General features: G+C 74.1%; 9 protein-coding genes. 5 read left to right on the top strand and 4 right to left on the bottom strand.

Annotated elements, in window-relative coordinates; genetic code table 11:
• Window positions 1–488: 488 nt before the first annotated feature.
• The gene (locus ACWDD9_RS12815; protein WP_449811606.1) at window positions 489–1,166 is read right to left on the bottom strand and encodes a hypothetical protein; all 678 of its coding nucleotides are present in this window, start codon (window positions 1,164–1,166) and stop codon (window positions 489–491) included.
• A 240-nt stretch (window positions 1,167–1,406) separates the two neighbouring features.
• On the opposite strand from ACWDD9_RS12815, the gene ACWDD9_RS12810 reads away from it, so the two are divergent.
• Window positions 1,407–2,174 (top strand): bestrophin-like domain, encoded by a 768-nt coding sequence (locus ACWDD9_RS12810; RefSeq protein ID WP_049660896.1) that lies wholly within the window; start codon window positions 1,407–1,409, stop codon window positions 2,172–2,174.
• Between the two features lie 148 nt (window positions 2,175–2,322).
• Window positions 2,323–2,880, top strand: coding sequence for a membrane protein insertion efficiency factor YidD (gene yidD / locus ACWDD9_RS12805; protein WP_449811605.1), 558 nt, complete (start codon window positions 2,323–2,325; stop codon window positions 2,878–2,880).
• Between the two features lie 112 nt (window positions 2,881–2,992).
• On the opposite strand, the gene ACWDD9_RS12800 is transcribed toward yidD, so the two are convergent.
• Window positions 2,993–5,347: a glycosyl hydrolase family 18 protein gene (locus ACWDD9_RS12800; protein ID WP_449811604.1), complete on the bottom strand. Its 2,355-nt coding sequence runs from the start codon at window positions 5,345–5,347 to the stop codon at window positions 2,993–2,995.
• Window positions 5,348–5,649: 302 nt separating this feature from the next.
• On the opposite strand from ACWDD9_RS12800, the gene ACWDD9_RS12795 reads away from it, so the two are divergent.
• Both ACWDD9_RS12795 and ACWDD9_RS12790 read left to right on the top strand, forming a co-directional pair.
• Window positions 5,650–6,333, top strand: coding sequence for a class I SAM-dependent methyltransferase (locus ACWDD9_RS12795; protein WP_449811603.1), 684 nt, complete (start codon window positions 5,650–5,652; stop codon window positions 6,331–6,333).
• Window positions 6,334–6,428: 95 nt separating this feature from the next.
• Window positions 6,429–7,529, top strand: a complete 1,101-nt coding sequence (locus ACWDD9_RS12790; protein ID WP_449811602.1) for a TolB family protein — start codon at window positions 6,429–6,431, stop codon at window positions 7,527–7,529.
• On the opposite strand, the gene ACWDD9_RS12785 is transcribed toward ACWDD9_RS12790, so the two are convergent.
• A complete protein-coding gene (locus ACWDD9_RS12785) occupies window positions 7,526–9,769 on the bottom strand; it encodes a hypothetical protein (RefSeq protein WP_449811601.1) in 2,244 nt (747 codons plus the stop codon). The genes ACWDD9_RS12790 and ACWDD9_RS12785 overlap by 4 nt on opposite strands.
• Window positions 9,770–10,148: 379 nt before the next feature.
• Here ACWDD9_RS12785 and ACWDD9_RS12780 point away from each other — a divergent pair, with 379 nt between their 5' ends.
• Window positions 10,149–10,736, top strand: coding sequence for a TerD family protein (locus ACWDD9_RS12780; protein ID WP_049656177.1), 588 nt, complete (start codon window positions 10,149–10,151; stop codon window positions 10,734–10,736).
• 188 nt (window positions 10,737–10,924) lie between these two features.
• Here ACWDD9_RS12780 and ACWDD9_RS12775 read toward each other — a convergent pair whose 3' ends face one another.
• Entirely contained in the window at window positions 10,925–12,328 is a 1,404-nt protein-coding gene (locus tag ACWDD9_RS12775; protein WP_416873800.1) for a lytic transglycosylase domain-containing protein, read from the bottom strand.
• Between the last annotated feature and the right edge of the window lie 446 nt (window positions 12,329–12,774).

The raw sequence follows: 12,774 nt of genomic DNA, 5'->3' as shown, positions 1-12,774 counted from the left end.
CCCGGGGGGTACCCGCACGGCCCGGTGGTGGACGTCTGCGTGTGCGACGAGACCGACCTCTCGATGTCGGTGCGGCCGGGCGGACAGGTGACCGTCGGCGTGGACGTGGACGTGGACGTCCAGGTCGGCGTCGGCGCCGCGCCGGGCGTCGGTCCGGGGCACCACGGGCCCAAGCCCCCGCACGGGCACCACCCCTGCCGCACACCCAAGCCCGCCCCGAAGCCCACCGCGCCGCACTTCCCCCCGCCCCAGTTCCCCTCGGCGCACTTTCCGGCGCCGTCCGTCTCGGCGCCGTCCTTGTCCTCGCCGCCCTTCTCCTCGCCCTCGCGTCCGGCGGGGCTGCGGAGCGAGCCCGGACGGCCGGTCGAGGGGCAGGGTGGCCCCGGGCAGCTCGGGCCGGGCCACGACGACGGCGATGACGACGAGTACGACGACGGGTACGGCGACGACGAGTACGGCGACCACGGCTGGCACCACCATCACCACCATCACCACCACCCGTGCCCGAGCCCGAGCCCGAGTCCGAAGCCCACACCGAGCCCGACGTCGACCCTCACCCACACGCCCAGCCCGACGCCGACTCGGACCCCGACCCGCACCCCCACACCGACCGCCACGCCGTCGCCGACTCCCACGCCGTCACCGACTCCGAGCCCCACGCCGAGTCCGAGCGCGACTCCGAGCCCCACGCCGAGCGCGAGCCCGAGTCCGAGTCCGAGCGCGAGCCCGAGTCCGAGCCCTACCGCCACGTCGTCGCCGACCTCACCGTCTCCCAGCCCGACGCCGTCCCCCAGCCCGTCGCCCGCGTCGCCCGCACCTTCGGCGTCCCCGGCTCCTTCGGTCCCGCCCTCCGTGCCGCCGTCGGCACCCGCTCCGGGGCCCTCCCCGGCCGCCCCCGCGCCGGCGACCCCGGCCCCGGCGGCGCCCGCCCCCGCACAGGCCCCGCCGCTCCCCGTTCCGGCGGCTCCCGCGCCCGCGGTCCCGAGCCCGGCCGCGCCCGGTCCGGCGGCCCCCAGCCCCGCGGCCTCGCCGAGTTCGGCCCGTCCGAGCCCGCTGTGGCCGACCCCGTCGGCGCAGCCGGTGTTCCACGCCCCCAGGGCGAAGCCCGCGCCCATGGCCCGGCAGCACCAGGGCACCTCGATGACCACCATGCTGCTGGTGATCATGGTCCCCGGTGTGCTCGCGGCGGCGGCCCTGCGCCCGGGCCGTGGTGGCCGAGGACGCGGCGGCCGTTCGGGCCCGTCCTGACCGTCCCCTGAGGGCCCGCCGACCGGTTACCGGTCGGCGGGGGCCCGTCCTACCGCGCGGTCCCGAACCGAACCGAACCCGAGCGGGCCGAAGCGGTCGGGGGCCGCCCCCGTGAGCTTTCCGTTCCGTCACAAGCCAAGCCAGAGAAGGGAGTTCCCATGTCCGAGTGGGTGGCGTTGATCATCGCCATGGCGTCGGCCTGTGCCGTCGTGATGGCGGTGGTGGTGCTGAGGCAGCGCCGACCGATCGAGGAGAGTGCCGACGAGACCCCGGATGTCATCGAGTACATCACGATGATGATCGGGGTGGTCTACGCGATCGTCCTCGGTCTCGCCATCGCGGGTGTCTGGGAGGCGCGCGGCGCCGCCCAGGACGACCTGTTCCGCGAGGCGCAGTCGCTGCGCGAGATCAGCGACCGTGCGGTGATCTACCCGGCGGAGTTCCGCGACCAGGTCCGGGCCGACGTGGACACCTACGTCTCGTACGTGGTGAACACCGAGTGGTCCTACATGCAGGAGACCGGTGGCATCACCGAGAAGGGCGACCAGCTGCTCCAGAAGCTCCAGAACGACATCGCCACCCGCTCGCCTGCCTCCGACCTGGAGTCGCAGGGCTACCAGCCGATCATGGACCGGGTCAGCCAGGCGTCCGAGTCCCGCAACTCGCGCGGACAGAACGCCGGGCCGACGATGCCCGGGGTGGTCTGGTTCGGCCTGATCGGGGGTGCGGTGGTGACCGTCGGCATGCTCTTCGCGCTCCAGATCCGGCGCACGCCGAGGGAGTTGACCCTGGCGCTCTGCTTCAGCGTGCTGATCGCCTTCCTGCTGTTCATGATCTGGGACTTCGACAACCCCTTCTCCCGGAGCGTCTCGGTGACCACCCAGCCGTTCGAGGACCTCTTCCCCTCGCTCAACCTCGGCGGCTGAGCCGGTCTCCGGCCGCTGCTCGCCGGTCGCGGGCCGCTGCTTGCGGGCCGTCGGCCGCAGGGCGGATCCGGGCAGATGATCTTCGGATAATCTTGCCCGGATCGTCGGGGGTCGGCCCCCGGCGGAGAGAACGAGGAGATCGTCAGCAGTGTCCGACCCGACGCCGGATCTCGGCGCCCACTTCCCGCCGGCCCGCCCGGAGCGCGCCTGGTGGTGGCTGCCCGCCTCGGAACGGCTCCGGCGGAAGAAGCAGCGCCGGGCCTGGGAGGACTACCGGGAGCGCTACCGCAAGGAGGACCACGCCAAGGTCCAGCGGCGCAAGCGCGCCCGGGACGAGGGCGCGGACTGCTGCGTCGACGGCTGCTGCGAGTTCGCCGACCCCTGCCTGATCGCCCTGATCCCGGTGATGATGGCCTCCGGCGTCCGGTTCGCCCTCACCGGGGCGCGCGGTCGCCGGGCGGCCGATCCGTCCGCCCCCGCCCCGCGCGGGTTCGCGGCCGGGGTGCTGTACGGCGCGGTGCGCTACTACCGCGCCGAGGTCAGCCCCCGCCGTCCGGCCTGCTGCCCGTACACGCCGTCCTGCTCGACCTACGCGGTGCGGGCGCTGCACCGGCACGGTGCGCTGCGCGGGGCCCGGCTGACCGCCGGGCGGCTGCTGCGCTGCCGCCCGGGCGCGGGCGGGGCGGACCCGGTGCCGCCGCGCTGAGCCGCGGCCGGCCGGGTCGCGACGGCCGAGCCCGGGACGGGAAGACCGCGGATGGCCCGCGCGGAGTCTCCGCGCGGGCCATCGCTCATTCCTGACGAAGCATGACGAAACGTCAGCGAAGGCTGCTGTCCATCGAGTTGAGCATGGTGCCAGCGGCGTCGTCGTTCTCCAGGGAGAAGGCGAACAGCCCGCCCAGGCCCTTGGCCTTGGCGTAGGCCCCGCGCGCCTGGACGGCCTGCGGGGTGTCGCCGGTCCAGAAGTTGGTGCCGTCGTAGACCCAGCTGCTCTCGGTGACCGGGTCCCAGTGGGTCTGGGCCGCGGTCGGGTTGAGCTCCTTCCAGGCGGCCAGGCCGGCCTCCTGGCTCAGCGGCTTCTTCGCCGTCGGGCCGGTCGCGCTCTGGTACAGGCCGTAGTTGGAGCCGGCCGGGACGCCGGTCCAGCCGCGCCAGTAGAACGGGATGCCCAGCACGATCTTGTTCGCGGGGAAGCCGCCGGGGATGCCGTACTCGGGCAGGCCGGTGGTGTACGCGGCGAGCGTGGTGTCCACGTTGTACTTGCGGGTGCCCGGGGTGATCGGCGTGGTCGGGTCGGCCGGGCTGTCGTGCAGCGGGTCCTGGTGGTTGGTCGGGCCGGTGGCGTCCCACGCGCCGTGCATGTCGTAGGACATCACGTCGGCGTAGTCCAGGTAGGCGCCGATCTTGTCGGTCTCCAGCTGGGCGACCTTGTCCTGGCCGCTGGGCAGTGCGGCGGTCAGCAGGTAGCGCTTGCCCTGGGCGGCGCCGAGGGCGTCCAGCTGGGTGCGGAACTCCTTGAGCAGCAGGGTGTAGTTCTGCTTGTCGGCCGCGGAGTAGTGGTTGCCGGTGTGGCCGCCGGCCGAGCCCGGGTACTCCCAGTCGAGGTCGACGCCGTCGAAGAGGCCCGCCGCCGAGGCCGCGCCGCCGGAGGCGTCACCGGCCACGCCGGTCGGCAGGTTCCCCTTGAGGAACATGTCGACGCACGAGGAGACGAAGGCCTTGCGGGAGGAGTCGGTGGCCGCCGCGTCGGAGAAGTACTTGGAGTACGTCCAGCCGCCGATCGAGATGGTGAACCGCAGGTTCGGGTACTTGGCCTTCAGCTGGCGCAGCTGGTTGAAGTTGCCCTTGAGCGGCTGCTCCCAGGTGTCGCTGCTGCCGTCCACGCTGGTGGCGGAGCCGTAGTCGGCCTGGTAGTCGGCGTAGGCGTCGCCCGCGCCGTCACCGGCGTTCGGGTTGGACTCGTTGGCCGAGTCGGAGGCCTTCACCGCCTGGAAGCAGGTGAACTTCGTCGGGTCGATGTTGGCGAACGCGTAGTGGACGACGTCCAGCTTGCCCGCCGCGCCGCTGGTGTCGACGTTCTTGGCGTTGTACGCGTTCTCGTAGACGCCCCACTGGTCGAAGTAGGCGGAGCGGATCGGCTGCTGGGCGGGGGCGGCTGCGGTCGTGGTGCTCACCGGCGCGGACTGGGCGGAGGCGTGGCCGCCGGAGTAGCCCTGGACGCTGAAGGTGTAGCTCCTGCCCGGCAGCAGCGAGCTGACCGCGACGGAGGTGCCCATCGAGGTGGCGACCAGCTGGCCGTTGGACCACACCTTGTAGGCGACCGGGCCGTCGCCGCTGGTGAGGGTGGACGGCTGCCAGGTGAGCACCACCGCGTTGGAGGTGGTCCTGGTGACCGCGAAGCCGGTCGGGGTGGTGACCTTGCCGTCCCCGGCCGGGCCGCTCGCGGTGGCCGTCGGGGTCGGGGTGGTGGTCGTGGGGGTGCCCGTCGGGCTGCCGGTCGCCGTCGGGCTCCCGGTGGGGCTGCCGGTGGCGGTGGGGCTCGCGGTGGCCGTCGGGCTGGCCGTGGCGGTCGGGCTGCCGGTGGCCGTCGGGCTGGTGGACGAGGTGGGGCCGGCCGGGCCGGTCAGCGTGAGGTCGTCCGCGTAGTAGGTGCCGGTGCCGTACCAGCCGTGGGTGAAGACCGTGACGGAGGTGGTGGTGGCACCGGTGGTGAAGGTGGTGCTCAGCTGGTTCCAGCCGGTCGCGCCCGGCGTCCAGGCCGAGGAGTTGACGCCGGTGCCGGTGGCGCCCAGGTAGACGTAGCTGCCCTGCACCCAGCCGGCCAGGGTGTACGTGGTGTTCGGCTGGACGGTGACGGTCTGCTGGCACTGCGCGGTGTCGCCGGCCGAGGCGGCGCCGGCGAGCGCGCGGCTCCCGCCGTGCACCGGGGTGGTGACGACCGAGCCGTTGGAGCAGGTCCAGCCGGCCAGGGTGCCGGTCTCGAAGTCGCCGTTGGTCAGCAGGTTGACCGGGGCGGCCGAGGCGGAACCGAAGGTGAGGGCGATGGCGGCGCCGCTGGTGGTCAGCGTGGCGGCCAGGGCCAGTGCGGTGGCTCTTCTGCGCTGGGCGGCCCGGCGGTCGGCGCGCTCCCCGGCGGGGTGGGCGGGCCGTGCGGGCGTGACGCGGTCGTGCATGCGGTGGGTCCTCCGGATGTGTGGGGGGTTCCGGCGGTGCGGTGGCCCGGGACGGGCCGAGGGGAGCCGGCCCGGGCGCGGTGGGGGCGCGCGGGCTGGTGACGCGTGCTGACGAGCGGTGTGCTGACGAGCGGAGTGCGGACGCGACGGGCGGCCGACCCGTGCACGTCACGACTGAACAGATTGGACTGGACCAATATTCGCCGTCAAGGGTGTCCGCCCGCTGGACCGTTCCCTGCCGGGTCGGCGGCGGCCCGGTAGGTTGGCCGGTACGAGCAGGCCCGTCGAACGGAGGACGCGCGATGGACAGCCAGGACTGGGACGACCGCTACGCCGCGAGCGAGCTGGTGTGGGGTGCCGCGCCCAACCGGTGGGTGGTCCGTGAACTGGCCGGGCGCACTCCCGGCCACGCGCTGGACCTGGCCGCCGGAGAGGGCCGCAACGCGATCTGGCTGGCCGCCCAGGGCTGGGAGGTCACCGGACTGGACTTCTCCGCCGTCGCCCTGGAGCGCGCCGAACGGCTCACCGCCGAGCTGCCCGACGAGGTCGCCGACCGGCTCACCTGGCGCCACGGCGACGCCCGCGCCTACGAGGCCCCCGCCGCCGGCTACGACCTCGTCCTGGTCGCCTACCTGCAGATCCCCGCCGCGGAGCGCCGGGCCGCGCTGCGCCGCGCCGCCGACGCGCTCAGCCCCGGCGGCACCCTGCTGGTCATCGGGCACGACCTGAGCAACCTCACCGAGGGGGTCGGCGGCCCGCAGGACCCGGCCGTGCTCTTCACCCCGGAGGACGTCCTGGCGGACCTCGCCGACCGCGGGCTGCGCACCGTCCGCGCCGAGCGGGTGCACCGGACGGTCGGCGGCGAGCCGGGCCACAAGGGCGCTGCGGGCGCCGGGAGCGCCGAGGGCGCCGAGGCGAACGGGGGCGGCCAGGGCGGCCGGGTCGCGGTGGACGCGCTGGTGCGGCTGGAGCGGAGCGGCGGTTGACGGGCGGGGGCGCCGGCGGGGCCTGCCGGACGGCTGCGCCCTGATCCGCCTGGCGGCGTACGACAACTGACGACTCGTCAACTAGCTTGTGGGGCATGAGGACTCGCATGCTCCCGGCGGTCTTGGCTGCCGTCGTGCTCCTGGCCGGCTGCGGCAGCTCGGGCTCCGGTTCCGAGGAGGAGCCGGCGCCCGGACCGACGGGTGCGCCGTCGGCCGGCGGGTCGTCGACCGGCGCGGCCCCGACCGGCGCGGCCCCGAGCGGCACCTCCCCGAGTGGGGCCGAGCGCCGCGCCGACGGTGCCCGGCTGCTCTACCGCGCCGGGGGCGGCCACAGCGCGCAGAACCCGGCCTTCGCCCCGGACGGCCGCTCGGTGCTGCTGACCGAGTTCAGCGGGGGCTACAACAAGGGCGCCGCCGCCCTCGGCGTCCTGCCGCTGGACGGCGGCGCGCCGCGTACGGTGTTGGAGGATCCCGACAAGGCGGCCGTCAACCTCCCCGGCAGCAGCTGGAACGCCGCCGCCGACGCCTTCGCCTTCGCCACCGACCGGGAGTCCGGGCACGACGAGGTCTGGCTGATGAAGCCGGGCGGCGCCCCCGAGCGGGTGACCAGCCACGCCGACGGCAGCGGTTACAGCGAACCGAGCTTCTCCCCGGATGGCGAGTGGATCGTCTTCCAGCAGAGCTGGGAGCCGGAGCACGCCGCGGTGCACGGCGACGCGGCCGAGCAGGACTCGCTCTGGAAGGTCCGCCGCGGCGGCGGCGCGCCCGTCCTGCTGGTGGACGGCCGGGGCACCGGATCCGACAACCGGCAGCCGAACTGGTCCCCGAAGGGCGACCGGATCGTCTTCCAGCGGCGGAGCGCGGGCCGCGAGGACTGGTCGCTGTGGACGGTGGACGCGGACGGCGGCGGACTGCGGCGGGTCACCGACGCTCCGGGCGAGCACACCGACCCGAGCTGGTCCCCGGACGGCCGCTTCCTGGTCTTCTCCTCCAACCTCGGCGACCTGCCGAACGCCCAGGTCTTCGTGGTGGACGCGGGCGGCGGCACTCCCGTCCGGGTGACCCGCGACGACACCGCCTACGACGGCGCGCCGAGCTGGTCCCCGGACGGGCAGTGGATCGCCTTCGAGTCCGCCCCGGGCGGCGAGGCCAACCCCGCCGCCCTCTGGCGCATCCAGGCCCCTGGAAACCGCTAGGCGGTGGTGATCGTCACCACCGAGTACTGGGCGACGGTCAGCGGCACGCTGACCGTCGCGCCGGTGACGGTGTACGGGACGGCCTTGGGCGCCGGGTCGGTGCCGTCCGGGCTCGCGACGGTGACGGCGGTGACGCCCGCCCCGGCCGGGAGGGCGTAGGAGAGCGTGCAGTTGGCGGGTGCGCTGCGGAACGCCGCCGGGGTGTCGCCGAAGTTGGTGAAGTTCACCAGGTGGACGACGGTGTCGGCGCCGAGCCGCCGGGCGTCCAGGAAGATCCGGCGGTCCCCGGCGAGGGTGACCGCCGGTGGGGCGGCCTGCTGGACGGCGGTGAGCAGCTGGTCCGCCGAGGCCTGGTCGGTCTTGGTGAGGTAGCTCAGCCCGGGCAGTGCCTTGACGTACCAACAGCTTCCGCTGCCGTAGGAGTTCCGCTTGCCGGTGGGAAGCGGGTCGGCCCTGCGCAGGCCGAGCACGTCGGAGAGCGCGAACTCGGTGCGCTGGCCGCCGAGTTCGTCCAGCGCGGTGGGTGCCGGGCCGGTGATCACGATGGTTCCGCCGGCCGAGACGAAGCCGCGCAGCAGCGCCGCCTCGGTGTCCGAGACCGCCTGGAGGTTGGGCAGCAGCAGCACCTTGAACCGGGCCAGGTCGTCGGCGGTCAGGCCGGGGCTGGACACCGTGTCGAACGGGACGTGGGCGTAGACCAGCGCCTTGACGGTTCCCCGGAACTCGCCGAGCCAGGGGAGCGAGGCGCAGCTCATCTGCGGGTCGTCGCCGCCCCACCAGTCGGCGATCCCGGCCGGGGCCTTGGCGTTGACGTACATCCCGTTGCCCTCGCCCGGGGCCACGTAGTCCCGGGACGGCGCCGAGTGGTAGACGCCGACCTGCGCGATCGAGGCCGGATCGTAGAGCTTCGTCTGGTTGGTGCGCACGAAGCGGTACATCCGGGTGCGCATCGCCGCGTCCACGGTGTCGTTCTTGAACGGGGTCTTCACCTCGTACGGGTTGCAGCCGGCCGCGATCAGCTGGGACATCACCAGCGAGGCGTCGTCGGCCTGCCAGCCGTAGGAGAACGCCCAGGCCGGTTTGGTGCCGCTGGCGGCGCGGGCGTACTTGTACATGGAGATCAGGCAGACCCAGTCGGAGGCGGTGGCGTGCCGCATGCCGTCGTAGTTGCCGAGGATGTCCACCTCCCAGACCTGGCTGACGGCGCCGGGGGCCTGGCGCAGGTAGCCGCCGTCCAGGCCGATCGAGGTGGCGTAGCGGTAGTCCATCGACACGGTCTCGACGAAGGTGACCAGGTCGGGGTTGACCGAGCGGCCCGCGTCGGCGATGTCCAGCTGGAACTGGAGCAGGTTGCGGTGGCGCCACTCGACGTAGCGGCGGAAGACCGGGTCGGCGAAGTTCGCGGCCGTGGGCAGGGCGAGGCCGGTGTCGGCCTTGAACGCGGCGGCGCCCCAGGTGGAGGCGTCGCACCAGGTCTGCACGCCGTCGAAGTAGATCGGGACGTCCGGCCAGATGCCGTCCACGCCGGTCGCGGCCACGCCCTTGATCCGCTTGAGGTAGTAGTCCCGCCAGGGCGAGTTGGGGCTGAGCCAGACGCTCTCGTCGCCCGGGTCGACCCAGACCACCACGCTGCCGTAGAACACGTTGGGCTTGCCGGCGAGGTCGCGCTGGACCCAGTTCTTGCCCTGGTCGTTCTTGTAGAAGGAGCGGCCCTTCTCGCCGCCGGGGGAGATCAGCTCCAGCGACGGGTAGTACATGACGACCTTGAGGCCGGCGGCGTGGGCCAGGCCGGTGAACTGCTTCACCTCGGCCATGTGCGCGGCGAACTGGGCGTCGGTGAGCCAGTCGGAGAGCAGGGTGTCCAGCTCGATGACGCTGACCTCCTGCGCCTTGAGGGCGTCCACGGCGCTCTGCATGTCGGCGGGCTCGTTGAAGGTGCCGTCGGCGATGCGGGCGTAGCGGGCCCAGTCCGGCCAGGTCTGCGCGGCGGCCCCGGGGGTGGCGGCCAGGTGGGAGGTGGGCCACTGGCCCTGGTACTCCGAGTTTCCGTAGTCCTCGGCCGCGGCCGGTGCGGGCGGCGGCCCGGCGGCCCAGGCGGCGCCGCCGTTCAGCAGCCGGACGGTGGCCAGCGCGCCGCCGGCGCCGAGGCCGGCCCGGAGCAGTCTGCGGCGGCCGAGGCGGGATCCCCCCGGGCGTTCGGGGGTGGTGTGCTGTTCGGTTCCTTCGTGCTGCTCGGGCATGGTGGTCCCCCCAGCGTGAGCGGGCCGGCGCGGGTCGGCCTGGCCCGGGAACGGTCGTGAGCACTGCGAGTGGTGAGCACGGTGGGTCGTGAGCACGGTGGATCGTGGCGTACGGCGATCGGTGCGCGGATGGCGCGCCGTGGTTGCCGGCGGCGGTCCCGGGGCCGACCCTAGACCGTGCGCCGCCCCGGTCGTCCGGTCGCGGTCCACGGCTACGCCAGACGTCTGACCGCCGGTTCCCTCAGTGTGCGGACCGTTGTCGGGGTGAGGTCCGGGGGAGTTCGGGGTAGGGGTGCTCGCAGGGCGCCGTCGATGATCATAAATTCTCTACAGTGCTGTAGATTCGCGGCACGGGCGGTGGCAGAACGAGGAGGACGCGATGAGCGTTTCGCTGGCCAAGGGACAGAAGATCAGCCTGGAGAAGCCGGGCGGTGGACAACTGAGCCTGGTCCGGATGGGCCTCGGCTGGAAGGCGGCGGAGCGCAAGGGCTTCTTCGCCAAGCTGCTCGCCGCCGGCCGGGAGATCGACCTGGACGCCTCGGCGGTGCTGTTCGCCCAGGGGCGTCCGGTGGACGTGGTGTTCTTCCAGCACCTCAACAGCAACGACGGCTCGGTCCGGCACAGCGGGGACAACCTGGTCGGCGGCGCGGGCGACGCGACCGACGACGAGTCGATCACGGTCGACCTGACCGCCGTCTCCGCGGAGGTCGACCAGATCGTCTTCACCGTCAACTCCTTCACCGGGCAGACCTTCCAGGAGGTCGAGGCGGCCTTCTGCCGGCTGGTGGACGAGACCACCGGCGTCGAGCTGGCCCGCTACACGCTCACCGCCGGCGGCCCGTACACCGCCCAGGTCATGGCCAAGGTGCAGCGCACGGCCACGGGTTGGCAGATGACCGCGATCGGCCAGCCCGCCAGCGGGCGGACCTTCCAGGACCTGATGCCGGAGCTGGTCAAGCACCTCTGACCCGCTGCGGCGGGTGCCCGGCGCTGCCGGCGTCATGGGGCGCGTCCCGGTCGTCGACGACGGGACGCCGGTCGTCGCCCAGCGCTTCCGGGCGGTCGGGTCGGACAACGGCGCGCGGCCGTGAGGCAGTGACCGGCAGCGCCGGTTGAGCGGGGCGCGGTTCCTCAGGAGGAACCGCGCCCCTTTGCTCACTTCGTCGGGGCGGCCGACGGCGAGAAGGCGGCGCTGGGAGTGGTGCTGGGCGCGCCGCTCGGGGTGTCCGTCGCGGTCGGGGTGGGGGTGGGGCAGCCCGGGAGGGGCGTCGCCGTCGGGGTGCCGGTGGGCGTGGCGGCCGGGGACGGGGAGCCCGTCGGGGTGGGCGTGCCGGTGGGGGTGGCCGTCGGGTCCGGGCAGCTGGTGGGCGTACCGGTCGGGGTACCCGTGGGCGTACCGGTCGGAGTCGTGGTGGGCGTGCCGGTCGGCGTCGCCGTCGGGGAGGCGCCGCCGCTCGGGGTGGTCGTCGGCGTCGCCGACGGCGAGGTCGAACCGCCGGGCGTGGGCGTGGCGGTGGCGCTCGGGGTCGTCGTCGGCTGGGGGCTCGGCGACTGGTCCGGCGTCGGCGTGACCGGTGCGGGCGGCTGCGGCTCCGTGCTGGGCGTGCCGCCGGTGCCCGTGCCCGAACCGCCGGTGGGCAGGCCCGGGAGGTACGGCGAGGGCAGCGGGGCGGGCGGCACCGGGGAGCCCGGACGGTTCGGGACGGTGGTCACCGTGCCGCTGCCGTAGTGCGCCATCCAGTTGCGCACCGTCCGCAGGTACTCGCCGGAGTTGTTGTAGCTGAGTATCGCCCGGTCGAGCTGCGCCGGGTCGGCGAGGTCGCGTCCGCCCGCGCACAGGTAGCGGCCGGCGCTCTCGGCGGCGTCGAAGATGTTGTTCGGGTCGGCCTTGCCGTCGCCGTTGGCGTCCACGCCCCAGGAGGCCCAGGTGGAGGGGATGAACTGCATCGGCCCGACGGCGCGGTCCCAGCGGGCGTCGCCGTCGTAGCGGCCGCCGTCGCTGTCGGGTATCGCGGCGAAGCCGTTGCCGTCCAGGGCCGGGCCGAGGATCGGCGTCAGCGTCGTGCCGGCGGCGTCCACCTGGCCGCCGTTGGCCTGGCCGGACTCGACCTGGCCGATCGCGGCGAGCAGCTGCCACGGCAGGTGGCAGCCCGGCGAGCGCTGCGCCAGCGAGGCCTCGGCCTGGCGGTAGGCGGCGAGCACGGTGGCGGGCAGCGCGGGGCCGGTGGCCGCGAACGGGCCGGCCGAGGGCAGGCCGGGCAGGGTGCCGGGAGGCTGCGGGAGCTGGACGGTGCCGCCGCCGTCGGCCGGCACGCCGGTGCCGAAGGTGCCGGGGAGGTCCGTCGAGGGGCCGCCGCCGGGCAGGTAGCGGCCGGCGCCCTGATCGGCGGCGCCGTTCGCCGGACCGGCGTCGGCGACCGCGGCCGGGGCGAGCCCGATGCCCGTCACCTGAGAGCCGGTCAGCGCGGCCAGCGCGGCGAAGGCCGCCGCCGTCCCCGTGACCCGCTTGCCTATCCGGACCTTCCGCCCGTCCTTGGCCTTGCCGATCCGCACAGTCATCCGCTGCCCCTCCCCGTTGCCGTCCGGACCCTTCCGGAACGGTTGAGCTGTCGTCATCGTGCCCGTCCAGCCGAGGACCGGGCCCGCCGCCGCCACGATTAGTATCACGACGATCTGACAGGGACAGGGTGACCGGGAGGCGGACCGGAGCCCTCCGAGGGGTTAACTCGGCACCTCAGCGGGGGTGCGGCCGGGCGCCGTGCCGTCCGGCCGCCTGCGCCGCCTACCGCCTCCCGACCGCGACCCGGCGGCAACTCCCGTTCCGGTACGGAGAGTTGACCGGGAGGCCAACACCGGTGGGACGGGCGCTCCCGGGCGCCGGACCGGCGGTTCGGGGCACGGGGGTGGTGCGTCCGCGGCGTTTCGGGCCCCCCGGCGCCGCCCGCTGCCGCCCCTGCTGACCTGCTGGAACGTCGGAGGGCGTCGGTGGCGCCACTACCAGGAAG

The sequence above is a fragment of the Kitasatospora sp. NPDC001119 genome (assembly GCF_053598475.1).
The sequence above is the reverse complement of the archived record's forward strand: the minus strand, read 5'-3'. Positions and strand labels throughout refer to the sequence as shown.

Bases quoted from the DNA above. Each gene is read 5' to 3' on its own strand.
- ACWDD9_RS12795 (WP_449811603.1), top strand. From the start codon at position 5,650: ATGGACAGCCAGGACTGGGACGACCGCTACGCCGCGAGCGAGCTGGTG.
- ACWDD9_RS12815 (WP_449811606.1), bottom strand. From the start codon at position 1,166: ATGATCACCAGCAGCATGGTGGTCATCGAGGTGCCCTGGTGCTGCCGG.
- ACWDD9_RS12775 (WP_416873800.1), bottom strand. From the start codon at position 12,328: ATGACTGTGCGGATCGGCAAGGCCAAGGACGGGCGGAAGGTCCGGATA.
- ACWDD9_RS12810 (WP_049660896.1), top strand. From the start codon at position 1,407: ATGTCCGAGTGGGTGGCGTTGATCATCGCCATGGCGTCGGCCTGTGCC.
- ACWDD9_RS12780 (WP_049656177.1), top strand. From the start codon at position 10,149: ATGAGCGTTTCGCTGGCCAAGGGACAGAAGATCAGCCTGGAGAAGCCG.
- ACWDD9_RS12785 (WP_449811601.1), bottom strand. From the start codon at position 9,769: ATGCCCGAGCAGCACGAAGGAACCGAACAGCACACCACCCCCGAACGC.
- ACWDD9_RS12790 (WP_449811602.1), top strand. From the start codon at position 6,429: ATGAGGACTCGCATGCTCCCGGCGGTCTTGGCTGCCGTCGTGCTCCTG.
- ACWDD9_RS12800 (WP_449811604.1), bottom strand. From the start codon at position 5,347: ATGCACGACCGCGTCACGCCCGCACGGCCCGCCCACCCCGCCGGGGAG.